Origin of the sequence: Nostoc sp. JL23, assembly GCF_017115065.1 — a bacterium.
Lineage (GTDB): Bacteria > Cyanobacteriota > Cyanobacteriia > Cyanobacteriales > Nostocaceae > Nostoc > Nostoc punctiforme_A.
This window is the reverse complement of sequence record NZ_JABXKN010000128.1, coordinates 137,652-162,893: the sequence shown is the minus strand read 5'-3', so window position 1 is coordinate 162,893 and position 25,242 is coordinate 137,652. Positions and strand designations below refer to the sequence as shown.

General features: G+C 40.4%; 10 protein-coding genes, 2 rRNA genes and 1 pseudogene. 10 read left to right on the top strand and 3 right to left on the bottom strand.

Annotated features, from left to right (window positions below; translation table 11 throughout):
* From HWQ42_RS26980 to HWQ42_RS26970, 3 genes and pseudogenes are all read left to right on the top strand, one after another.
* Window positions 1-440 (top strand): 23S ribosomal RNA (locus tag HWQ42_RS26980); the annotation flags it as partial.
* 78 nt (window positions 441-518) lie between these two features.
* Window positions 519-636 (top strand): 5S ribosomal RNA (gene rrf, locus HWQ42_RS26975).
* Window positions 637-835: 199 nt separating this feature from the next.
* Window positions 836-934 (top strand): annotated as a pseudogene (locus HWQ42_RS26970) (ArsR family transcriptional regulator); the annotation flags it as partial.
* Between the two features lie 162 nt (window positions 935-1,096).
* Here HWQ42_RS26970 and mfd read toward each other — a convergent pair.
* Window positions 1,097-4,678, bottom strand: coding sequence for a transcription-repair coupling factor (mfd, locus tag HWQ42_RS26965; protein ID WP_292817298.1), 3,582 nt, complete (start codon window positions 4,676-4,678; stop codon window positions 1,097-1,099).
* Between the two features lie 240 nt (window positions 4,679-4,918).
* Here mfd and HWQ42_RS26960 point away from each other — a divergent pair, with 240 nt between their 5' ends.
* On the top strand, window positions 4,919-6,247 hold the full coding sequence (locus HWQ42_RS26960; RefSeq protein WP_292817296.1) for a hemolysin family protein: 1,329 nt from the start codon (window positions 4,919-4,921) through the stop codon (window positions 6,245-6,247).
* Between the two features lie 94 nt (window positions 6,248-6,341).
* Here the strand turns inward: HWQ42_RS26960 and HWQ42_RS26955 are convergent, their stop codons facing one another.
* Window positions 6,342-7,523: an aldo/keto reductase gene (locus HWQ42_RS26955; protein ID WP_292817294.1), complete on the bottom strand. Its 1,182-nt coding sequence runs from the start codon at window positions 7,521-7,523 to the stop codon at window positions 6,342-6,344.
* 281 nt (window positions 7,524-7,804) lie between these two features.
* Window positions 7,805-13,756: a non-ribosomal peptide synthetase gene (locus HWQ42_RS26950; RefSeq protein WP_292817292.1), complete on the bottom strand. Its 5,952-nt coding sequence runs from the start codon at window positions 13,754-13,756 to the stop codon at window positions 7,805-7,807.
* Window positions 13,757-15,189: 1,433 nt separating this feature from the next.
* Between HWQ42_RS26950 and HWQ42_RS26945 the strand changes: the two genes are divergently transcribed.
* The 6 genes from HWQ42_RS26945 (at window position 15,190) to HWQ42_RS26920 (ending at window position 25,077) form a co-directional block, all read left to right on the top strand.
* The gene (locus HWQ42_RS26945) at window positions 15,190-16,632 is read left to right on the top strand and encodes a sugar transferase (protein WP_292817290.1); all 1,443 of its coding nucleotides are present in this window, start codon (window positions 15,190-15,192) and stop codon (window positions 16,630-16,632) included.
* A 229-nt stretch (window positions 16,633-16,861) separates the two neighbouring features.
* Window positions 16,862-18,313, top strand: a complete 1,452-nt coding sequence (locus tag HWQ42_RS26940) for an oligosaccharide flippase family protein (RefSeq protein ID WP_292817288.1) — start codon at window positions 16,862-16,864, stop codon at window positions 18,311-18,313.
* Window positions 18,314-18,379: 66 nt separating this feature from the next.
* Window positions 18,380-19,483, top strand: coding sequence for a glycosyltransferase family 4 protein (locus HWQ42_RS26935; RefSeq protein ID WP_292817286.1), 1,104 nt, complete (start codon window positions 18,380-18,382; stop codon window positions 19,481-19,483).
* Window positions 19,484-19,493: 10 nt separating this feature from the next.
* On the top strand, window positions 19,494-20,708 hold the full coding sequence (locus HWQ42_RS26930) for an O-antigen ligase (protein WP_292817284.1): 1,215 nt from the start codon (window positions 19,494-19,496) through the stop codon (window positions 20,706-20,708).
* Window positions 20,709-20,994: 286 nt separating this feature from the next.
* A complete protein-coding gene (locus tag HWQ42_RS26925) occupies window positions 20,995-22,191 on the top strand; it encodes a glycosyltransferase family 4 protein (RefSeq protein ID WP_292817282.1) in 1,197 nt (398 codons plus the stop codon).
* 657 nt (window positions 22,192-22,848) lie between these two features.
* Window positions 22,849-25,077: a polysaccharide biosynthesis tyrosine autokinase gene (locus tag HWQ42_RS26920; protein WP_292817280.1), complete on the top strand. Its 2,229-nt coding sequence runs from the start codon at window positions 22,849-22,851 to the stop codon at window positions 25,075-25,077.
* Window positions 25,078-25,242 lie beyond the last annotated feature (165 nt).

The following is a 25,242-nucleotide window of genomic DNA, read 5'->3' as shown; positions in this document are numbered from 1 at the left end:
CTCCCCCAAGAGTCCACATCGACGGGGAGGTTTGGCACCTCGATGTCGGCTCATCGCAACCTGGGGCGGAAGTACGTCCCAAGGGTTGGGCTGTTCGCCCATTAAAGCGGTACGTGAGCTGGGTTCAGAACGTCGTGAGACAGTTCGGTCCATATCCGGTGCAGGCGTAAGAGCATTGAGAGGAGTCCTCCTTAGTACGAGAGGACCGGGAGGAACGCACCGCTGGTGTACCAGTTATCGTGCCAACGGTAAACGCTGGGTAGCCAAGTGCGGAGCGGATAACCGCTGAAAGCATCTAAGTGGGAAGCCCACCTCAAGATGAGTGCTCTCACCACTTTAAGTGGGTAAGGTCACGGGCAGAACACCCGTTTATAGGCGGTAGGTGGAAGTGCAGTAATGTATGTAGCCGAGCCGTGCTAACAGACCGAGGGCTTGACCTCACAACTCTTTTGCTCTATTAATTTAATTGCTTATTCGCGTTGCTTGCAGTCTTCAGGGTCTCTGACCCAACAATCTTTCCTGGTGTCTATTGCGCGGTGGAACCACACTGAACCCTTCCCGAACTCAGAGGTGAAACGCTGCTGCGGCCACGATAGTTTAGGGGTAGCCCTACGCAAAAATAGCTCGATGCCAGGTCTCATTTATACAAACAAAAAGCCCCACGCTCCACAGCCTGGGGCTTTTTGCTTATTATACTTGTTGGGTAATGTAATAAGCTCAAAAATCCTTGAGACCTTCCTTCTTGTGATAAGGCTTTTAGTGATGTTCTAACTAAGCTATAATTTTTAGTTCACAATGAGGTAGATAGCATATCTTTATAATATTAATGTCATTGATGCCAACTTCCTCCACTGCTACTATTCCTCATTTAATTGCTGCTGGCTTTCATGCTCTTTCCGATCCACTCAGGATTAGTGTGCTGGAATTACTACGAAGCACAGTTTAAAGCCACCCGACAAAGAAATTGGGTAGAAGTTTTCTATAGAGAAGCTCTCGTGTTGGTTAGGTCTAAAAGAATATCAAGTTCGAGATAAAAGAAGTCTAATTACCCTCTGTAGGTTTGGTTCTAAATTGATAGAAACTTGAGTAAAACTGATCAAACAACAGCTACCTCTGGAATCGCACCCTGCATTCTCCCGAAAGCGTCAATCAAATTCTGCAATTGTTGATCTGCTTTAAAAACTCCTAATCCACGCACCGTCACTTTCCCAGGAGAATACACAAAACGCGTCTTGAGATTGTCTGGTAAATTCGCCGCCAACAAATTCCAAGCAGGTTCCTCCATTGGTGTTTCTAAAACGACGTGCTGCTTTTGTTCTGGCTTAATGCGGTTAAATCCGAGTTTTTTCGCTAGCTGTTTGAGTTCCATGACTCGCAAAAGTTGATTTGCAGGGACAGGTAAACTACCATAGCGATCGCTCCACTCGGCTGCAATCTGCTTTAATTCTGATTTAGATTTAGCTGTGGCCACCGCCCGATAAGCACTCATCTTTTGATCCAAATCGGTAATGTAATCTGCTGGGATAAATGCCGTCAGGTTGAGGTCGATCTGAGTATCCTCCACTTTCGGAATTTCTTGTCCTCGGATTTCCCGAATTGCTTCTTCTAGCATTTCCATGTATAAATCAAAACCGATAGCATCCATTTGCCCGGATTGTTCTGCCCCTAGCAAGTTACCCACGCCTCTGATTTCCATATCGCGCATCGCTAGTTGATATCCAGAACCTAGCTGAGTAAATTCCTGAATCGCTCGTAATCGTTGCCGTGCCGCGTCAGATAATGCTCGTTGCTTCGGATAAAATAACCAAGCATGAGCTTGTATACCTGCACGTCCCACACGACCGCGTAATTGATACAGCTGTGCCAATCCAAAGCGGTGAGCATCTTCAATCAAAATGGTGTTGACTCGCGGAATATCTAAGCCAGATTCAATAATTGTCGTACAAACGAGGATATCTGCATCGCCATTACTGAAGGTGAGCATAGTTGATTCTAACTCGCTTTCATCCATTTGACCGTGAGCGATCGCAAACCTAGCTCCCGGTATCACTTCTCGTAAATTGGCTGTTGTCTCTTCAATTCCATCCACTCGTGGAACTACATAAAATACCTGTCCACCTCTGTCTAATTCTTGACGAATTGCCGTGCGGATACTTTCGGAATTTATTGGTGATAGATGGGTTTTAATCGGTCGTCTGGTTGGGGGTGGCGTGGTAATCAAACTCATTTCCCGAATTCCCGACAAAGACATATACAAAGTACGGGGAATGGGAGTGGCGGAGAGGGTAAGCACGTCCACTTGAGTTTTCAGGCTTTTAATTTTTTCTTTCTGGTTTACCCCAAATCGCTGTTCTTCATCCACTACTAATAGCCCTAAATCCCGAAATGTCACACCTTTACCTAAAAGTTGGTGTGTACCAATCACTACATCTAATTCACCCGTTGCCAATCGCTTTTGAATCTCGCGGCGTTCTTCAGCAGACCGAAAACGGTTGAGTAAACCGACATTTACCGGGTAAGGTGCAAAACGTTCTTTGAGTGTATGGTAATGCTGCTGTGTTAAAATAGTCGTTGGCGCAAGGAGTGCCACTTGTTTACCGGCGGTGACTGCTTTAAAAACAGCACGAATCGCCACTTCCGTCTTCCCAAAACCGACATCGCCACAAACTAAGCGATCCATTGGGCGATCGCTTTCCATGTCGCGTTTTACATCTTGTACAGCTTTGAGCTGATCCGTTGTGGGTTGGTAGGGGAAAGAATCTTCTAATTCCTCTTGCCAAGGCATATCACCTGGAAAGCTAAAACCTTGTTGTTGCGATCGCGCTGCATACAGTTTCAACAAGTCCACTGCCAATTTTTTAATCGCTTTGCGGACTTTATTCTTGGTATTTTCCCAAGCTTTACCAGTCATCCTGTTCAGTTCCGGTGCTTTATCACCTGCGGCGCGGAACCGAGATAAAGCCCCCACTTGATCGGCTGCGACTCTAAGTAACCCATCAGCATACTGCACTACCAAATAATCACGAGTTTCATTGTTAATCGCCAAACTTTCTAGCTTGACAAATTTACCAACACCATGATTTCTGTGAACCACATAATCACCTGGACGCAGCTTATTGGGATCAACTTGTTTAGAAGTGGCTTTGTGGCGCTTGCGGATATAGCCGGGAGTCGCCAAGGAATGCTGCCCAAAAAATTCCCGATCTGTAACAATTACCAATCGGTATGTAGGCAGGATAAAACCTTCTAGTTCCGCAAGACCAGAATATTTTAGAGCTATAGGAATATGGTTAATTTGCAGCTTATCGATCGCTTGGTAGTCGCGGGGATTGGGGATAAACTGAGCCGGACAATCATGTTCTTGTAACAGCGAGACGGAACGAGAAGGTTGAGCAGAAAGCAACCAGATTGAGAAATTGCGATCGCGTTCTTGGCGGATGGTTTCAGCTAGTCTAGCAAACTGGTGTGGCGTGGCTGGAACAGGACGGCTGGCAAGATTGATCCCACTATTTTCCTCTGAGAGTTCTGATAAATATAATGTTTTAAATTTGGCAACATCAACCAGACAGTCATCAAACGAACGGTGAATTTTCGGCAGTATTAGGGGAGTAGATTCTTCTCCATGCGCCATTCCCCATTGTTCTTCTGCATTTTCCACCCAGCGATCGCTATGAGCATGACACTGTTCTGGCTCATCAATGGCAATCAAGGTATTTTCTGCTAAGTAGTTTAGCAGAGATGCTGGTTGCTCGAATGCTAACCCCAAAAAGCGACGGCTACCTTCAATCTGCGATGAGTTATTAGTGCTGTGTGCTGAGTCAGAATTTAACTCAGCACTTAGCACTCGGAACTGGGCACTATTTTTCAGTGCAGCCATCACCACAGGAGTAAAGCTAGTGGGGGTAAGAATTATCTGGTCAACTTTGTCGAGGGCGGAACGTTGGGTTGCTGGGTCAAATTCCCGCATTTGCTCGATTTCATCACCAAACCATTCCAACCTGACTGGAAATTCAGAAGAAACCGGGAACACATCAACAATATCGCCCCGCCGACTCCATTGCCCTTCCATTTCCACCAAAGGAACTCTTTCGTACCCCAAAATAGTTATTTTTTCACTGAAGCTATTCAGGTCTAATTCCATCCCTTTTTTCAGAGTAAGACAGAATTCTTGAAAAGTTTCTGGTGGTGGTAAATGAGGTTGCAGCGCTCCTTGAGTAGCCACAATCGCCATATTAGTCATTTGTCCTACCCTGCGGGAAGCCGCTGGCGCGTCTATGTCATTTGTCCTTTGTCTTTCGTTTGTTTCTAATGACAACTGACTAATGACTAATGACTCTTGATTTTTGAGTAAATCTGCCAGTACCTGCATTTGTCCCCAACTCATCTCAGTTTCCGGGTCAAAAGGTTCGTAGGGAGAAGCCTCGGAGGTGGGGTAAAAATGTACTGTTTGCCATCCCATTGCCTCCAGTTGTGCGTAAACGCGTCCAGCTTCTTCCAGAGTGGCGCAAACCACGAACAAATCCTTGCCCTGAGACTGTGCTAATGCCGAAGCCACTAGAGTCTTGGGCAGCCTGGGAATGCCATTTAACCGCAATTCTTGTTGTCGATTCAGCTTAGAAATAAATTCAGTGGTGAGCGGCGATCGGCCTAAGGCACGCACAATAGAAGAAAATGACATAAGTACTACTAGCGATGGGAGTCTTTGTGGGTCAGCAAATCTTGAGGCAGTTTATGTCAACTATTTTAAAAGTGTTAACAGCTTTCTTATTCTTTCGGTGGAAGAATAATCCACAGTGACCAATAAACTTCAGAACTATAACTACTACTTTGTGTATAGTCAAAGTATTTATCGAAGCACCTTTAATACTAGATACTAGGGATTGAGCTACGTTTGCTCTGATAAGCGGCAATTTTAAACATGTCCTCCATCACTTTTGAAATTTTAATCATTTTGGTGCTAATTATTGCCAATGGCGTGTTTTCTATGTCTGAGATGGCGATTGTCTCGGCACGGAAAGTAAGGTTACAACAGCTTGCTAATCAAGGAGATGTCAAGGCAATGGCAGCATTGAAATTAGCAGAGTCTCCAAATCATTTCCTGTCAACCGTTCAAGTGGGTATTTCCCTGATCGGTATCCTAACTGGTGCTTTTGGAGGAGCAACAATTGCCAACCGACTGGCAGTCTATGTAAAAGTTGTACCCTTTTTAGCACCTTATAGCGAACCGATATCTTTTGGAATAGTGGTTTTGATCATTACTTATTTGTCACTCATTGTTGGCGAATTAGTACCAAAGCGTCTGGCATTAAACAACCCAGAAAAAATTGCATCGAATGTAGCTATTCCAATGCGTGCTTTATCGGCGATCGCTTCGCCAATGGTATATCTCTTAAGTGCTTCTACAGATTTGATCCTGCGATTGCTGGGAATTACAGCTTCTACCGAGCCGCAAGTCACCGAAGAAGAAATTAAAATCTTAATTGAGCAAGGCACTGAGGCGGGAACCTTTGAGGAAGCTGAACAGGATATGGTAGAGCGGGTCTTTCGTTTAGGCGATCGCCCTGTCAGCTACTTGATGACACCCCGTCCTGATATTGTTTGGCTAGACTTAGACGACTCTGCCGAAGAAAATCGCCAAAAAATGGTTGATAGTGCTTATTCTCGGTATCCAGTTTGTCAGGGGGGACTTGACAATGTGCTGGGTGTTATCCCTGTCACCGACTTATTAGCCAGGAGTTTCCGAGGGGAACCACTAGATTTAACTATCGGATTGCGACAGCCTGTATTTGTGCCAGAAAGTACGCGTGGGTTGAAAGTTTTGGAATTGTTTAAGCAAACTATCACTCACATGGCGCTGGTAGTGGATGAATACGGCGTAATTCAAGGATTAGTCACTCTCAATGACATCATGAGTGAAATCGTGGGTGATGTTCCTTCAACGGATGGGCAGGATCAACCACAAGCTGTACAACGCGAAGATGGTTCCTGGCTTTTGGATGGGATGTTGCCTGTAGAGGAGTTTTTGGAACTTTTTGGTATGGAAGAGTGGGAATCTGAGGAACGCGGCAGTTATCAAACATTAGGCGGTTTTGTGATCACCCATCTAGGTCGTATTCCTGCCGCCGCAGATCATTTTGAATGGCAAAGTATGCGAATTGAAGTGATGGATATGGATGGTAATCGCGTTGATAAGGTGCTAGTCGTACCGAAGGCTTCTAAATCAGCAGATACGAAAAAAGCTGATTAGGATTGGGCATTGGGCATTGGGCATTGGGCATTGATAATTATTGTTTACTATTTCCCATACGCCATAATAGCCAATGCCCTATTTATGCAATTTATCAAGTGCGAGATAGACGTTTGACCTCTTCACCTGCCAACATCTGATGAGCTTGTTCCAAAAGTTGGGGGATTTTATCGGCGTAGGGATGACGAGCGAGACATTGCCGCAAGTCTAATTCATCTAGCCGGTCGGCTTTGTTGCCGGGGAACCAGTGGCCGCCATTGCCAAGCAAGTTGTAGCGCATTTTAGCGTAGTCTACTAAATCGTAGGCGATCGCTAAATTCCGCAGCCACAAAATTACCCGAATATTTACTTCGCCAGGGGTTTCGTCAAAGTTTGGTAGATTTGTTTCCCAGGATTTTACCCAATCTTCTCCCAAAGTAGCGATCGCTTCTTCTTCTAACCTTGCTAAAATTGTCGGCAAAATTTCTGATGCTTGATCTATTAACTCTAAAGTCTTCAAGTGTTCGTCAAAATCTTGTGGTTTTGCTGCTCCCAAGCTCAGAGTATGCACCTCTTGATGACTCAAACAAAACAAATCATTAAACACCATTGGACTCAACGGGGCGCAAAGATTTACTAATTTTTGGGGAGGCTCATACAACAAACCTCCTTTATTAGATGGGCTAATAATAAACACCCCCATATCGTGGCGTTTAGCTGCTTCGATTGCCGCCCAATTCCATTGATTAATGTAGTACCAGTGCAGGTTCACGTAATCAAATTGACTGGTATTAATTGTCTGCACAATCATATCTGTCGAGCCGTGTGTGGAAAAGCCAATAAATCTAACTTTTCCCTCTGCTCGCAACTGCTGCGCTACTTCCAAACAGCCGCCGGAACGGATGCTTTCATTTAACGACTCAGGATGATTAATGCCGTGCAACCCTAAAAGGTCAACATAATCTAGTTGAAGATTTTTCAAGGATTGCTCAAATGTCTCCCGGAATTCTTTCGCATCTGCCTTTGGACTTATTTTGGTCTGAACAATCAACTTTTCGCGGGGAAATTTGGGTAATATTCTCCCCAATTGCATTTCAGAAGTGCCATAACCACGGGCAGTTTCAATATGATTAATTCCAACTTCGATTGCCCTTCTAATAGTCGCTTCCAGATTCGCCTGGTTATCAGCAGGAATTTCATGATTGGGGACATCCTCCCATTTGAACTGATATCTCATGCCACCGCAGGAAAACACTGGCATCTGTAATTCTGTGCGCCCAAATCTTCTATATAGCATCAGTGGATTGTGGATTGCTTACCAACTTAAAATCTAAAAACGATAGTCATTCCAGCTTTCAGTGCCACAATCATTTCCTCTGTTCAATCTGTGACACTAGCAATATTCATCGCATTCTTAAATCGGTCAGGTCTTTTGGTTATTGGATTTTTACCAATATTCCAGTTCCACAGACTAATTATCTCATCGTAGTTACCACTTTCTCAAGTTTAGACCAATAAATGGCAAAACAACCCAGCAGTGCTGAGTTGTGCAAAGGTGAACTAACGGAAAAGTTCAAATTAATTTTTTGCAATCTGAGACTGCGCCTGAGTTAAGCAAGTTTTCAATTTTTCAGCTAACACTTGTACATGAGGTTCTTTAAGTATGTCAAGGTGAGATCCGGGAATGTAATGGATATCTAATCCTCCAACTACTACCTCGTCCCAGCCGAATTGAGGAGCGTATTCTATGCCTGTAGCTTCGTCCCGATTTTTATCCTCTGTTCGTAAAAGAATAGCTCGACCAAGGTAAGGTGAAAAAATATAGTCACTGAGGGCTTGAGTGTTAGTATCTATAATTTTTAAATGCTTGTCAGTTTCAGGTACATGAAGTACGTCTTCCAAGTAACGGTTATATGTATTTTGCAGTTCTTGCTTACGCCAATAACTCCATCTCACAATCTTTTGCCAAACGTAGTTAGGCCCTTGTTGAACAATATTATTTAAATGCAAAAAAACTCGCTTGAGAAATGGCGCCTGCCAGCTATAACCTAGACGACAACTATCAAGCATAACTAAAATGCCAATTTGTTCGCCTTGCTCTTGGAGTTGCCGAGCCATCTCAAAAGCAACTGTACCCCCAAAGGAATAACCTCCGAGAAAATAAGGGCCATGAGGTTGAAGGGTTTGAATTTCTTGAATGTAGTGCGCTGCCATATCTTCAATGCGGGTATGGAGAGGGTGTTTTTCATCTAGCCCTCGTGGTTGTAATCCGTAAAATGGTTGTTCTGTCCCCAAATACAATGCCAATTCACGGAAACATAAGACTTCTCCACCCAGCCCGTGAATACAGAAAAAAGGTGGCTTGGAGCCGTTGGGTTGAATTTCTACCAGAGATGACCAGCTAGATTTTGATTTGTCTAAGGTATTTACTAAAGCCGAGTTTCTTGTTAAATCTTCTTCTTGGCAGATTATTTTGGCTAGAGCTTCTACAGTCCCGGACTGGAAAAGAATTGCAAGTGGCAGGTTTTTACTAAATGTCTTTTCAATTTGCCAAAACAGTTTTACTGCTAGGATAGAATGTCCTCCTAGCTCGAAGAAGTTATCCCTAACACCAATGGGCTGGACACCTAAAGTTTGTTCCCAAATCTGGGTTAATTGGCGTTCCACTTCATTTCGAGGAGCAATAAAGGTGGCTTCTGGCTCTTGCCTCGATAAGTCTGGTGCTGGTAGGGCACGCCGGTTTACCTTGCCGTTGGCGTTTAAGGGCATGGTGTCCAGCAAGACAAAAGCCGAAGGTACCATGTACTGTGGCAATTTTGTCGAGAGGAAGCCCCGGATATCAGTAATCGCAATTGCTGAGTCTTGATTTGGTATAATGTAAGCCACCAAACGTCGATCGCCAGGAACATCTTCACGGGCAATAACTACAGTTTGGAGTACATCTGGGTGTTGGGCTAAAACCGTTTCAATTTCCCCTGGTTCAATGCGTATCCCCCGGATCTTGACTTGATGATCTTGGCGACCGAGAATTTCTAGAGAGCCATCTGGACGATAGCATCCGCGATCGCCTGTATAATAAAGCCAATCCTGGCGATCGTTCCGAAAAGGGTTCTTAACAAACCGAGAACGGTTTTCTTGCTGGGCATTGATATAGCCTAAACTGCGGAATGGAGTTCGAATTACAATCTCGCCTGGTTCACCGATACCGCATGGTTGTTGATTTGGTGTGAAAACCAGTGCTTGAGTTTGAGGCAGGGGTAATCCAACTGGCTGTACACCAGGGCTACACTCAACAGGTACTCGGTAATAACACTTTGCCAAGGTTGTCTCTGTCGGCCCGTAGAGATTAACTATTTCACCAGATTCGGGAAAAGCATCCCGCCAACGAACTACAAGGGTTTCTTTCAGAGGTTCTCCAGCCAAGAATAACCAGCGTAAGTTACGTAAAGAGACTCCTGACGGCACATTCGCTAACCATAATTGCGCCAGCGAAGGAACTGTATGCAGTACAGAAATTTGCTCGTTTTCCAAATAACGCAGAATTCTAGTAGGTTCTAAGTTATCCTCTTCTTCTGGCAAACAAAGGGTTGCACCACTAGTTAAAGGTAAAAAGATATCTCTGAGGACGACATCAAAAGAAAGACCAGTTAATTGGGCAACGCGGTCTTGCTGATTAATTTTAAAGGTCTGTCGCTGCCAGTTCAGAAAATGCGCCAACCCTTTATGACACCCCAGCACCCCTTTCGGTACACCAGTAGTGCCGGAAGTAAAGAAAATATAAGCTGCATCGTCAGCAGCGATTTCAGGTAGATTTACTGCTTCAATACTCTTTTGGAAATTTATGGCTTCTCCTGTGTCTGGGTTGACACAGATGCTAGTTAAAGACTCCCATATCTTTTCGTCTTCTGGGCGCTGACCATCAATATATAATATGTATTTAGCTTTAGCTTCCTGTAGCATCAGCCGCTGGCGTTGGCTGGGAAGTTTCGGATCGAGTGTGAGTAGCACACCGCCACTCAAAAGTACGCCCAGCACACTGGCAATTAGCCCAAAGCTGCGTGCCCCAAACACGGCTACGACATCTCCCCGCTCTACTCCGTGAGATAACAAAACCTGTGCTAAGGTTTGAGCGATTTTGCCCAACTCTCCATAATTCCAAGTGTGAATTCCTTGACGAAGTGATGAATGTTCTGGGGTACGATTTACCCAAGAGGTAAACATTCTTGTCATCAATTCATACTGTGGTTCTGGCAAAACTGCCCTTGGTTCTGGCAGCAAAAGTTGCGCTTTTGGTGTCACCAGGGAATATAAACTAATTTTCCTCTCTGGAGCAGCAACAATTTGATTTAGCAAGTGATGGAATTGATGAAGCATTTCCATCATCCGTTCTGAAGTAAACAGATCGGTGTTGTAGACTAAATCAAGTTGGATTCCTTGATTTTGTTCTGTAACGTAAAGGGTTAAGTCGAACTTAGAAGCTGTTTCGAGAATGGAGACTGGTTCGATAGCCACTCCAGGTAGTTCCAGTTGGATGTCCCTTAAGTTGAGCATATTAAACCACACTTGAAATAGTGGGTTGCGACTGGTATCTCGCTCTGGTTGCAGTTCTTCTACCAGCTTCTCAAAGGGCATATCTTGATGAGCATAAGCATCTAATGCCATCTGGCGAACTCGATTTAGGACTGAACGAAAACTGGGGTTCTCGGTAAAATCAGTCCGTAAAACAACGGTGTTAATAAAAAATCCAATTAACTCTTCAATCTCAGAATGGTTACGTCCGGCAATGGGAGAACCGATAAGAATGTCTTCTTGGCCAGTGTAGCGGTGCAGTATTGTCCCAAAGGCTGCCAGTAATGTCATGAATAAAGTGACACCCTCCTGATGCGAGAGTTCTGTGAGTGATGCACTCAAAGTTTGCGGTAGCATCAGAGATTGGGCTGCTCCTTGGTAAGTTTGTACTGGTGGCCGTGGTCGGTCGGTGGGCAATTCCAGTACAGTATTAGCACCTGCTAATTGGGTTTTCCAATAGTTAATTTGCTTGGAAAGTACCTCACCTGATAGCCATTGGTGCTGCCACACAGCAAAATCCGCATACTGAATGGGCAATTTTGCTAAGGGGGAAGGCTTACTACTCAAAAAGGCTTCATAAAGCGCTATTAACTGCTGCCAAAGAATACCAATTGACCAACCATCTGAAGCGATGTGGTGCATCATTAACAAGAGTATATGCTCCTGTTGGTCTACTTGGAGCAAAGTAGCACACAACATCAAGTCAGATTCTAAGTTGAAGGGGCGTTGCACTTCTTGATGTAGGAGAAATTCTACTTGCTCCTTTGTTACCTTAATGATTTTAAGTTCTACTGCCCGAGGCGTCCCAATTACTTGTATGGGGCTACCATCAGGTGATGTAATAAAGTTGGTTCGCAATGCCTCATGATGGACAACGATCGCATCTAATGACTGTTGCAATACACCCACATTTAATTTACCCGTTAAGCGCTGTGCATTGGAGACGATATATGCTGTGCTGTTAGGTTCCAACTGCTCCAAAAACCAGACTCGCTGTTGGGCAAAGGATAGAGGTGCTGATTCCCGATTGGCTATTTGGGGAATAGTTTGATTTTGGGGATCATTTTCTGGAGTTTGGTTTTGGGCAATCGCTTGAGCTAAAGTAGCGATCGTGGGATTCTCAAATAAAAGTTGCAACGGTATTTCTATTTGAAAAGCTTGACGAACTCTAGACATCACTTGAGTGGCCAGTAGTGAATGCCCTCCCAATTCAAAAAAATTGTCGTGGATTCCTACTTGTTCCAGACGCAAAACTTTCGCCCAAATGCCAGCCAAGATTTCTTCTGTCGAATTCTGAGGTGGAACAAAGTTACTTGACAGCCTAATATCAGATGTATCTGGTGCAGGTAAGGCGCGGCGGTCTATTTTACCGTTGGGATTTAATGGTAGAGTGTCCAAAAATACAAAGAAACTAGGCACCATGTATTCAGGCAACCGAGTTTCCAAAAAGCGACGCAATTCAGCCTGGCTAGGAATTTGCTCTGGACGGGCAACAATATATGCTACAAGTCGCTTGTCCCCAGGAACATCCTCTTTGGCTATGACTAACGTCTGTGTCAGTGCCGGATGTTGAGCTAATATAGCTGCAATTTCTCCTAATTCAATTCGGAAACCACGTATTTTAACTTGGTCGTCAATGCGACCAATAAACTCGATATTACCGTCGCTCAAATAACGTGCCAAGTCCCCAGTTTTGTAAAGGCGTGCCCCAGGTTCAGAGCTAAAAGGGTTGAAAATAAACTTCTCTGTGGTCAATTCTGGACGGTTAAGATAGCCTCGCGCTAAACCAATACCGCCAATGTGCAGTTCACCTGATTCACCAACAGGCACTGGCTGCAAATTTTCATCAAGGATGTGAATCTCTGCATTGGTAATCGGACGACCAATGGGTGCTATAGGATAATTAGTACCGCGCTGGCAACTCCAGAAAGTGGTATCAATGGAAGCTTCTGTCGGCCCATAGCAATTATGTAAAACATTGTCTAAATTCAGTTGGGTAAAGAAGCGTTCTATAAGTTCGCCAGGTAAAGCTTCACCACCGCAGGTAATGTGTCTGATAAATCGGCAATTCTCAATTCCCCTCTCTTCCAATAAGACACGCAGTATGGAAGGTACTAAAGCCAGAACGGTAATTTGCTGCTCAGTAATCACCTTCACAAGATAGGCTGTATCTTGATGTCCACCAGGGCGAGCCATAAATAATTGCCCCCCAAAGCACAATGGCCAGAATATCTGCCACACTGAGGGATCAAAGCTAAAAGAAATAGTCAGTAAAACTTTGTCTGTATGAGTTAATCCAAAAGTTGTTTGCTTCCAGTGGAGTTGATTGCAGATACCACGGTGAGGGATCATTACACCCTTGGGCTGTCCTGTAGAACCAGATGTGTAGATTACGTAGATGAGGTTATCAGCCGTAGTTTGGTTTACAGGATTTTCTTGACTATTTTGAATATTCCCTTGCCAGTCTAAGTCCAGACAAACCACTTGCGCCTGATGCGGTGGTAAGTTCTTGACCAATTTTTTTTGGGTTAACAATACTGGCGTCTGGGTGTCTTCCAAGATAAAAGCTAAACGTTCTGAGGGATATGCCGGATCTAAAGGCACATAAGCGCCTCCAGCTTTAAGAATGCCCAGTAGTCCTACAATCATCTCTAAGGAGCGCTCTAAGCATATACCTACAAGTACTTCCGGCCCAACGCCTAAAGCACGTAGCTGGTGCGCTAGTTGATTCGCCCGCTGGTTTAACTGTTGATAAGTAAGTTGTGTATTTTCACATACTACTGCAATGGCTTGGGGCGATCGCTCTACTTGCATCTCAAATATTTGATGAATGCATAGATCCTGATGATGACCTACTTGGGTGTCGTTCAATTCTTGTAAAACCTGAGTGCCGATGATGTGAGTTAAGGTATTTAAGGTAATATTTTGCTTATATTCTGATGTTTTACTATTTATTTGCATTTTCTATATTAAAGTCAGTGGGCATAAAATAATTAAAGTTTTATGAGGACGTAAATCATTAAAGGTTTATAACTAAAAAAGATGTGAGCAAATACAGATCCCAATCTATAGAAAATGAGCAGAATACTATTAATTCTCACATAGCCAATATACATATAGCAATTTTGAATTATACACACGCTAGCAGCACACAGATATTTGTGCCTCTACTAATTGTTTGGACTCCAAGCAATTGTAAAATGCTATAATACTTCCCAAACTCAAAAGTTGCTATTTGGCTTTTGACTATTACCAGTACCTCTATTTCAGCATTGAGAAGAGGTTGATAATAATTCTTTTTGGTATCTGGCACAGGTTTTCCATCTACAGACGCCACTTTTTATTGTTTAAGAACCTGCCCAATGTATTGATTTCATCTGATTTGCTAGTCACCATACTTTCACGCTATCTTTTATTGATTGAAATGAAACTCTTAATAACAATTGAATCCAAAAGATCAAATTTCTGTTTTAGCCAATAAATACAAATACTTACACGCAATTATAAAAATACATTAGCCTATCTCAGTAAAATCTACTGAACGAAAAATATTTTTTACAAAATCTTCATTTTCTCTTGAATTATATAAAATTAATGTAAAGTCGTAATATTATTTTTTTGAAGAATTTAGGCGAATCTCATGAAACCCAATTATATAATAGGCTTCATTTTTGTAACATCACTCTTATACTCTAAACTACAGTCTCGTCGTCAAAGTTACTGCCTTTTTTAAGACTTCATTTAGAAATGTCCATGAAACTGACTCAAGTTTACCCATAAATATTCAAAAATGTAAATTTTTATTACAAATATCAAATTTTTGATGCATTTTGTTATAAATTATGTGTACATTTTGTTAATCAGTAATTATGCGTAAAAAAATTAAATACATAAGACAACTTTATAATCAAAGCTGAATTAGTCTAAATAAATATGCTAGAGTAATTTCTGAGGTGATATAAATTATTCTATACCTCTAAAAAGCGAAACCCTCCAAGATATCTGCGATATCTATAATTAATTCATCTGATTTTGTATTAGTAACCGCGAAAATTATAATATTTTTATTTTGCTTGCTTGATTATTAATATCAGGAGTTTTGTTTAAGTACTAATCTAAATTGACCAACAAACAAATCCTTTTTGTGATTAAGTTTTACAAGATTAAAATGTGATTATAGGCTGCAATCAAACCGAGGTATATCGGTAGTAACGGCACTCAAACCAACCCTGGAGGATGCTTTTAATAAAGAACTTAAAGTTACTCCTAAGAAAATGGTTAATACTAGACTAAAAAGTTAAGGTTTCTTTGTAAATCAAAATAGTGAGATACCCAAATTTTCTTGTATATCTAAGCTCCTATCAAATTTTACCTATACCAAGTGTTCCTAACTTATGAGTAATCAAAGCATTACAACAAATAAATTCAGTGAAGTGCCTTTGGATTTACGTGCATCGACATTTGTCACGGTACGTAAGGGTTCGTGGTGGTTGAGATTAACAACATTATTCTTAGTAGACTGTACTCTTTTATTTCTAGCTTGGGTTTTAGCAGCATATCAATCTACTTCTGGAAATTTTACTTGGTATATACCGAGTCATTATTTACCGATTTTAACAGCTATTGGGATTCAAATAGGATCGCTAGCTGTCGAAGGTATTTATCGAGAAGGTCAAAAACGCTATGATTATTTCAATATTATCAAATCGCTAACTTTTGCTCATGGATTAATCCTTTTAGTTAGTTTTTTGTATAAACCAGTTATTGATATCACACGTCCAAGATTAATATTATTACCTTGGCTACTAAGTATATTTTTTATTTGTACTGGTAGATATGCTGTAAATATTACTCTTGAATATCTACGCAAGCAGAAAAAAATAGTTCGTTCTTCTGTTTTCATTATTTGCGATCCTCAAGATCACGAGCAAATTGCGAGTTTTATAAAAAAAGAAAAGCATTACATTGTATCTGGAACGGCGAATGCTAATTCACTAGACAGATATAAACGTCAGCAAACGTTGACTCAGCTTAATCAACTAGGAGTAACAGAAGTTTTTATATCTTGGGATGCGCTAAAAAATAGAATGTTTTTGTGCTGGTTATTTCAAGCATCTGGGATACAAGTACATATTTTACCGATGGAATTAAAACCAATTTATAAAAACGTGCAATTCAACAAAATAGGGGGAATGCCTTGTCTGAGTTTGGACTGTCCGATAATTACAGGTAAAGATTTTTGGATAAAGCGTAGTTGTGATTTTTGTTTTGCGACTTTATTTGTAATGTTGTTATTCCCAATTTATATAGCTATAGCTATAGCTATAAAACTTGACTCTCCAGGCACAGTATTTTACAGACAAACGCGTATAGGTTTACATGGTCAACAGTTTAAAGTATGGAAATTCAGAACGATGAGGTCTGATGCGGAAAAATTACAGAAAGAATTAGAAGCTTTAAATGAAACAAAAGATGGAATTATCTTTAAAATTAAAGATGATCCTCGCATTACCCGTGTTGGAAAATTTCTTCGTCGTTACAGTTTAGACGAATTACCTCAACTGTTTAACGTTATCCTTGGAGAAATGAGTATAGTCGGACCTCGCCCTTTACCTACCAGAGATGTTGAAAAGTTTTCTGAACATCATTTTATTCGACATGAAATTTTACCTGGAATTACAGGTCTTTGGCAAGTATCAGGTCGCTCAGATATTTTAGATTTTGAACAAGTGATTCATTTAGATATTAGCTATATCGAAAATTGGTCACTTGGGTTAGACTTTGAAATTCTCCTGAAAACAGTTATGGTGGTTTTGAAAAAAGACGGTGCTTACTAACAGAAACAATCCATAGTAGGATAGCTAGGATTAGAGAATTTACTTTCCGTATCAATCAATAAATTTATTGCAAGTCTTCAGTTTAATTTATAGCGGATTAAATTTAGATTTTTCTACCTTACTGAGTAATTAGCTACCTGTTTGAGGGTGCTCTATAAAAATCGGATATATCCGAAAAATCATGGTGGCTCAAAATGAAAGAATTAAGCTGAATTAAGAATTATTAAGAATGGTAGAAAAGTACAAATTCATAAGTAATTCGTTCTCAATGATACTCAATCGGTTAGCACAAAGTGTTACAGCCTTTGTATTAACCGCTTCGATTGCTCGTACTCTAGGAGCTGAAGCTTTAGGGCAGTATCTACTAGCATATAGCTACTATTTCATCTTTGTGGGCATTGCTTCACAAGGTCTAAAAACATTGTTTACTAGAGAACTAGCTCGTGAGCCACAAAAAACACCAGTCTATTTAATTAGTGGTACTTGCCTACAGTTAATATTTAGTTTTTTCAGTTATGCGGCATTGGTGATTGTAGTATTTTTACTTCCCTATAGTTCCAAAACCTCGACTGTTTGTTACATAATGGGCTTAACGATCATTCCCTTTGCGCTTTCTAATATCACAGAGGCGATTTTTCAAGCTAAAGAAAAGATGCATCTGATTGCGATCGCTACAGTGCCAGTCTATATTTTACGCCTAATAATCATGATTTGGGCGATGCAGCTAAAATATGGAATTGAGTATTTGGGGGCGATCCTACTTTTTTCAGAAACATTAATTTTGGTAATTGAATGGATTTTTATAGCCCGGTTAGTAAGAATACAATGGCAAATTGATAGGGATTTTGTCTTTAACACAATCAAAAGTGCGCGTACGTTTTTTGCTATTGAAGCAATAGCTGTAGTTAGTGGCAGAATACAAATATTGATCCTTTCATTGTTAGGAAATGAGTTTTTAGTAGGTTTATTTGGCGGAATAACACAATTATTACAACCCTTTATGATTATTGCTAACAGTATAAGTTTAGCAATATTTCCCAGACTTTCAAAGGCAGTAGAGCAAGGACGGGAGAAGCAGAGGCAGATAGCTGAGAATATTATAGAAATCCTATTAATCATTGCATTACCCTTATATCTTGGAATCTTATTGTTTGGCAAAGATTTACTAGTTTTTCTCTATAATGCTAGCTTTGCTGAAGCAAATATAGCCCTTGTTATAAGTGCTGCATCACTCGTTTTTTTGCCGTTTACACGCTCACTGAGTTATTTACTTGTAGCCAATGGTTTCGAGATAGTGAACCTACGTGAAGTAGTTATTACCACTACATTAGGGAGCTTAGGAGGTATTGTATTAGTTTCGCACTATCAGTTACTAGGTGCAGCTTTAATGGCATTATTAATGACTATTTCTGGTTTTAGCCAGTATGTTTATTTCACCTATAATCGCCTATTTCCATTAAATTTATGGAGAATTATCCGCCGACCATTAATATTAACTATTGTAATGTTACCTGTATTAATATTATTACAAAAACTTAGCTTAGACTTTATATTAACTCTAATTATTGCAACTTGTGCCTATGGTTTATTTGTGATTTATTTAGGTATTCGTGCCTTTGGAGGGTTTCGTTTTTTATGGTTCAAATTGTTAAGTAAGATAGCAGTAAGTCGTTTAAGATAAATTTTTATCATTAACTCATCAAAAATGGGAAAATAAATAATTTAAGGTGAGGGTATAATTTAAATTATGATTAAAGTTGCTTTATTACATTTTAGCTTTGAAGATTACACAATTGAATTAGCAAACAGCCTGGTTAAACATGTTGATTTAACGCTAATTCACCCAGAAAAACTCTCAAATGCCTGTAGCAATGTTCTTGATTCCAGTATCCGCGTAATTAGCTTTAAAAAACCACGGATTCGCGACCCACGCAACCTATTGTCTATGTACACTATGATGCGTATTATCAAAGACATACAGCCGGATGTCTTACATGTGCAAGAAACTAACGATCCTTGGTATGATTGGACTTTGTTAGTCAACAAAATGCCGCCATTGGTGACAACTATCCACGATATATTCCGTCACCCAGGAGATAGCATGAGTGTATTCGGTTCAGAGTATACCAGGCGTATTGCCTTCTATCGTTCCCAACAATTGATTGTCCATACTCATCAACTAAAAAAGATTCTAACTGAACAATTTCGTATACCTCAAGAGCGAGTCAATGTTTTACCACATGGGGAACTTGGTAGTTTGTATCAACGTCGGGGTAAACAGAATAGTCAGACTCGTGAGCCAAATACACTACTATTTTTTGGTCGCATCTGGCCCTATAAAGGATTGAAATATTTACTTCAGGCTATGCCTTTAATTGCTGAACGGATACCTGAAGTCAAGCTGATTATCGCTGGACGGGGAGAAAACATAAAACAATATTTCCCTAATGGTTATGATGAGAAATGCTACGAAATTATCAATGACTTTATCCCCCTTGAAGAAGTAAGTAATCTATTTCAACGCAGTACGGTAACAGTTCTACCATATATAGAAGCCTCTCAAAGTGGTGTGGCAGCCTTATCTTATGGGATGGGAACACTGGTTGTAGCCTCTGAAGTAGGGGGATTAAGTGAGATAATTCAGCATAAAAAAGATGGGTTGTTAGTTCCACCTTGTGATGTCCAATCTTTAGCTGATGCCATTATTTATTTGTTAAGCGATCGCGATTTGCAACAAAGTATGCGAACTGCGGCATTAGCTCGTTGTCAGGAAGATTTAAATTGGTCAAATATTGCTGCTCAAACAGCTCAAGTTTATTATAAAGAACTGAATATGCAAAATAAATATTAGTTCAACTATTATGAGGAAAATACTAATTTTTGCTGAACAGGGATTCACAATTGCGAGCTTACTGATGTATTCAGGAGCAGTCATTGTTCTTTTACTGTCAGGAGGCGCAGGACAGAGCGATTTAGTAGAATATGATAGCTCTGTGATCCGGGTTATTTTTTCTTTAATCTACGCAGTTACAGTAGCACTACTAGTTTTGCGTTGGAAGAAAACTCTTTATTTACTTAGTAAAGACTTTTTGCTTTATTTTTTAATTTTATTGGCAGCTATTTCCATTATTTGGTCTTTTGAACCATCAACAACATTAAAAAATAGTTTTGCTCTCATTAATTCCAGTTTATTTGGACTATATTTTGCTTCGCGATATAGCTTAAAACAGCAGTTACATTTACTGGCTTGGAACTTTGCAATTATTATAATACTTAGTTGCGTTTTTGCTATAGCCTTGCCTAAATACGGGATACAGAGCGATTTGGGTGGCGCAAAGTGGCGTGGAGTATTCACGCACAAAAACGGTCTGGGAGCAAGAATGGTAACGAGCAGTATGACTTTTTTTATCCTTAGTTATCAAAATCAAAAACGTAGTTGGCTTTTTAGGGGTGGGTTTTGTTTGTCAGTACTACTTTTACTCCTTGCGTCTTCAGGTTCATCTCTAATTAATCTATTAATTCTCATATTGGCATTTTTTGCTTTTCAAATTTGGCGCTGGCCATACCAGTTCATGGTACCAACCTTAATAATCATAGCTACTATCAGCCAAAGTTTATATTTTTGGTTGTCTAACAATGCTGATATCCTGTTCAGTGCAATTGGCAAAGATGCGACACTGACCGGTCGAACAGAGTTGTGGCCATTAGTAATTGATAAGATTTGGAAACATCCTTGGCTTGGGTATGGTTATGGTGGATTCTGGCAAGGATGGAATGGCGAATCTGCCGATATTTGGCTTGCAGCTGCATGGACGCCAAACCACCCCCACAATGGCTATCTGGCTCTTTGCCTAGATTTGGGTCTTTTAGGGTTAGCAGTATTCTTTTTAGGATTTTGGCGCAGTTATCTGCAAGGATTTACTTGGGTGCGTAGTAATAAAACAGCATTCGATATTTGGCCACTTATACACATGACATTTATAGTCTTATCTAGTCTCACTGAGTCTAACTTGATGGAATCAAATAGTTTGACTTGGATACTTTATGTGGCAGTATGTCTCTCAGTCAGAATGTAAAGATGAAGTAAAAACCAGATGATTAATCAATAGAACTGTAACCAGCTAGTAACTGCAACAGTGATAGCTATTATGATGTAGATATGCATATTTATTGTTCAACCCAGTTTCGCCAAAGATGACTATAGGTTACATAAATAAGGTATATTTTAGAGTTGAAAAGTGAGTGTTTTACTAAAGTAACGTTTCACATTTCCCTGCCTATCACCCACAAATTATGGGTTTTGACCATTTTACTGAGTGAGTGAATAATTACTTACGAAACTAATTAAAAATTGAAATTATTATGGCATCACCGAAGAAAGTACTAATTATCGTTGAAAATCTTCCAGTTCCCTTTGATAGACGGGTATGGATGGAAGCAACTACTTTGCAAAAAGCCGGGTATGAAGTTAGCGTAATTTCACCTACAGGTAATGGGTTTGATAAAGATTACGAAATTATTGAGCAGATTCATATTTACCGTCATCCTCTACCACCGGAAGAAAGTTCTGTCATTGGCTATCTCCGAGAGTACAGTTGGGCGATTAACTGGCAATTCCGTCTAGCTCAAAGGGTATGGCGAGAGCGTGGTTTTGATGTCATACATATTTGTAATCCGCCCGATTTACTTTTCTTGGTAGCAGCATGGTTTAAATTATTTCATGGTACATCTATCATCTTCGATCATCATGACCTCAGTCCGGAAATGTATGAAGCTAAGTATCGGCGGCGCGATATTTTTTATCATGGATTACGTTGGGCTGAACGCTTGACCTATGCCACAGCAGATATGGTAATTTCAACGAACGAGTCACACCGAGAGGTGGCTCTTAAGCGTGGGCATAAGAAACCAGAGAAAGTATTTGTAGTTCGTAGTGCGCCGGATCTTTCGCGCTTTCGCCGAATGCCTCCAAACCCCAATTACCGTAGAGGTAGAAACTACTTGATAGGTTACATGGGTGTCATGGGAGAACCAGAGGGTATTGATTATCTCCTAAGAATGGTATATTACATCGTCCACAAAAAAAATCGCTCTGATATTCACTTTATGCTAATTGGTAGTGGACCTATGGCAGAAAAGCTCAAGGACTTATCTAAAGAGTTAGAAGTGAATGAGTTTGTAGAATTTACAGGGTTTAAGCAAGGTGAAGAACTTTTAGAGCGGCTTTCCAGCTGCGACGTGTGTGTAGAACCTTCTCCAACATCTGCTTATAACGAAAATTGCACCATGAATAAAATACTTGAATACATGGCAATGGGAAAAGCAATTGTCCAGTTTGATTTGCGAGAGGGAAGACGTTCTGCACAAGAAGCATCTCTTTATGCAAAGCCTAACGATGAGGTAGAATTTGCCGAGAAAATTTTGGAACTTCTAGATTCTCCTGAACACAGAGACAAGATCGGAGCCGAGGGGCGACGCAGAATGGAGGAGATTCTTGAATGGCAATATCAAGCTCCAAAACTGTTAGATGCTTACGATAAAGTTTGGCAAAGTAGGTAGCTACTTTGCCAAACTTTCAGAATTACTATATTAAGTAAGTGGGTTGAGTAATAAGTAGATGTTTATGGTCAAAAATTACAAATTGACTAAAGGTCAAGTTTTGTACTTGAACTTGAAATTTTGGCTTTGCCTAAGATAGTTGATCGGACAAGGAATATAGCCGTATAATATCCGAGGAAAAAATCAAGCCTTTGATAATCCAGAAATAAATTTGAATTATTAATGGTTGATAGCTAATGAAAAAAACTTTTAATTGAACGTCCTGTTACTAAAGGGTTGATTATGGGATGGCAGTTATAGTTAGGACGTACTTAACTCACCTCAAATCCCAAAATTAACAAAGTTGCAATAAAGGTATACTAGCCACCGTTACACATTTGTAAGAAATAGGAACTAAATTTTAACTTAAATACTCTATACTGCAATACAGTTCCGTTAAGCACTTCTTGCTTGCTTGTTTTCTTTGCATCTTTGGCGGTTCGTTAAAAAAATGATCATGATTTTGATAAACAGTTAAGCTTTAACTGAACCCTATTGGTTTATACTATATTTTATATTGTAAAATTATACATAATCAGTATTGTCAATTGCACTGGTTTGTGGCTGTTATAAGTCAATTTTTAGTTTCTTGCTTAAGACCTGTACTTTGGAAGATTTATGTCAGAAAAATCTATGGAATCTAGAGAATCTATTGATTTAGACCTTAATCGTTACTTATTGATATTGAAACGGTGGTGGGTGCCTGCTTTCAGTATATTTGTGGCGACAGTTATTCTGAGTGCTATATCTACAAAATTTCTGAAGCCAGACTATGAAGCAGAAGGAAAACTGTTATTCAGAGTTCCCAGTTTTAAAGTAGCAGGCAATAATCTTTCCCCTAGTACCTCTGAAGGAGGAGACTCAGGAGATTTGAAACCATTGGTAGCAACTCAAAATCCCATAAGCAGTCAGATAGAAGTTATTTCTTCCCCAGCTTTGTTGCAACGGACAATAGACAAACTACAACTCAAAGACAATGAAGGTGAACCTCTGGAGGTGAAAGCACTACAAAAAGCCCTGAACCTAAAAATTATTGGTGGGACAGATGTATTGCGTATTAGTTATAGCAGTCACGATCCTGAAGAAGCAGCGGCAGTAGTCAACACAGTTATGAGGTTTTATTTAGACAATGATATTCTGACAAATCGCTCTGAGGCAGGAGCAACTCGTCAGTTTATGGCCAAGCAACTTCCTACGACTCAAGCTGCTGTTAATAATGCAGAAGTAGCGCTACGTATATTTAAACAAAAGCATCAGATTGCAGATTTATCAGAGGAGACAAGGTCAGCTGTTGCGACTATTGGAAATCTAGACAATGAGATGAATACTGTCAAGGCTCAACTGGATGAGGTAAATGCCCAAACCAATGAACTGCGTCAGAAAGTAGAGCTAAATTCTCAGGAAGCGATCGCTGTGAGTGCCCTCAGTCAGTCACCAGCAGTACAGGGAATTCTTACACAACTCCAAGAGACCGATCGGCAGTTAGCGGTTGAGCGCAGCCGTTTTCTAGATGACAACCCTATAATTATTAACTTAGAAGCAAAAAAAACTAATTTAAAATCTCTCTTGCAACAGCAAGTTGGTCAGACTGTTGGCAATCAAACACAAGTTCCCCAGAGCCTATTGCAGATTGGAGAACTCAGACAAAGCCTGATACAAAACTTTCTGCAATCAGAAATACAACGTTTTGGGTTAACTCAAAGACTCTCCTCTCTATATAATTCTCGCGTCAGCTACGAACAGCGGGTGAAACTCATACCCCAACTGGCACAAAACCAGCGGGAATTAGAACGGAAAGTTGAAGTTGCAGAATCGACCTATCAAACTCTCTTGAAAAAGGTTCAAGAATTACAGTTAGTTGAAAATACAAATGCCCCTAGTTCCCGAATTATTGCTCAGGCTTTAGTACCTAAAGATCCTACATTAGGCAAAAAAATAATTGTTTTGGTGCTAGGAGTCATGTTCGGTTTATTTTTTGCCACCACAACTGTACTCTTTCTCGCTATGAGAGATAGATCTCTAAAAACACTTAAAGAAATTAGAGATGTATTTCGATATACTTTGCTAGGAATTGTTCCTTTATCTGTTAAAAAGCTTCGTTCCCGTTATTCAAATGCAGAATCAATATCTCAAACAATTGCCGTTAGGGATACTCCCCACTCTTTAACGAGTGAAATGTACCGGATGATTCAAGCAAATCTGAAATTCTTAAGTTCAGATAATGTGCTCAAAACCATTGTAATAACTAGTGCAGTTCCTAAAGAAGGCAAGTCTACAGTTTCAGCTAATTTGGCAGCAGCGATCGCTCAACTAGGACGTCAAGTTTTACTAATCGATGCAGATATGCGAGTTCCTTCTCAGCATCATCTCTGGGAACTAACCAATGAAGTTGGTTTAAGTGAGGTTCTTGTAGGTCAGGCTGAATTTGACATTGCCGTATCTAAGGTAATGGACAACCTTGATGTTTTAACTGCTGGGGTTAGACCTCCCAACCCACTTGCTTTGCTTGACTCAAAACGGATGGCATCACTCATTGAGAGTTTCTCATCTCATTACAACTATGACTTTGTAATTATTGATGCCCCTCCACTGCTTTTGGCAGCCGATGCTTTGACTTTAAGCCAAATGACTGATGGTATTTTGTTAGTAGCGCGACCTGGAGTAATTGATTCCAACAGTGCTAATGCTGCTCAAGAGATATTAGAGAGATCCAATTACAACGTTCTAGGTTTAGTAGTTAATGGAGTCATTGATAAAAATGAATCTAGTAGTTATCGATATCATTCTCACGAGTATTTTAAACCAAGAGAGTTGACAAAAGAGCTTAAGGGATTGGCGAAGAAATAAAGCTTCCAAAAAATAAATCATTTTAGGAGTTACATCAAGTCCGGATAAATATTTATTAATAAAGACTGACGCTAAGACGCAAGAAGTTTTAAATAATAATCAATTAACCGGACTTAGAATTATATAGTGATCCTAGATAAGATAAGGTATATGCTTTACCAGTAT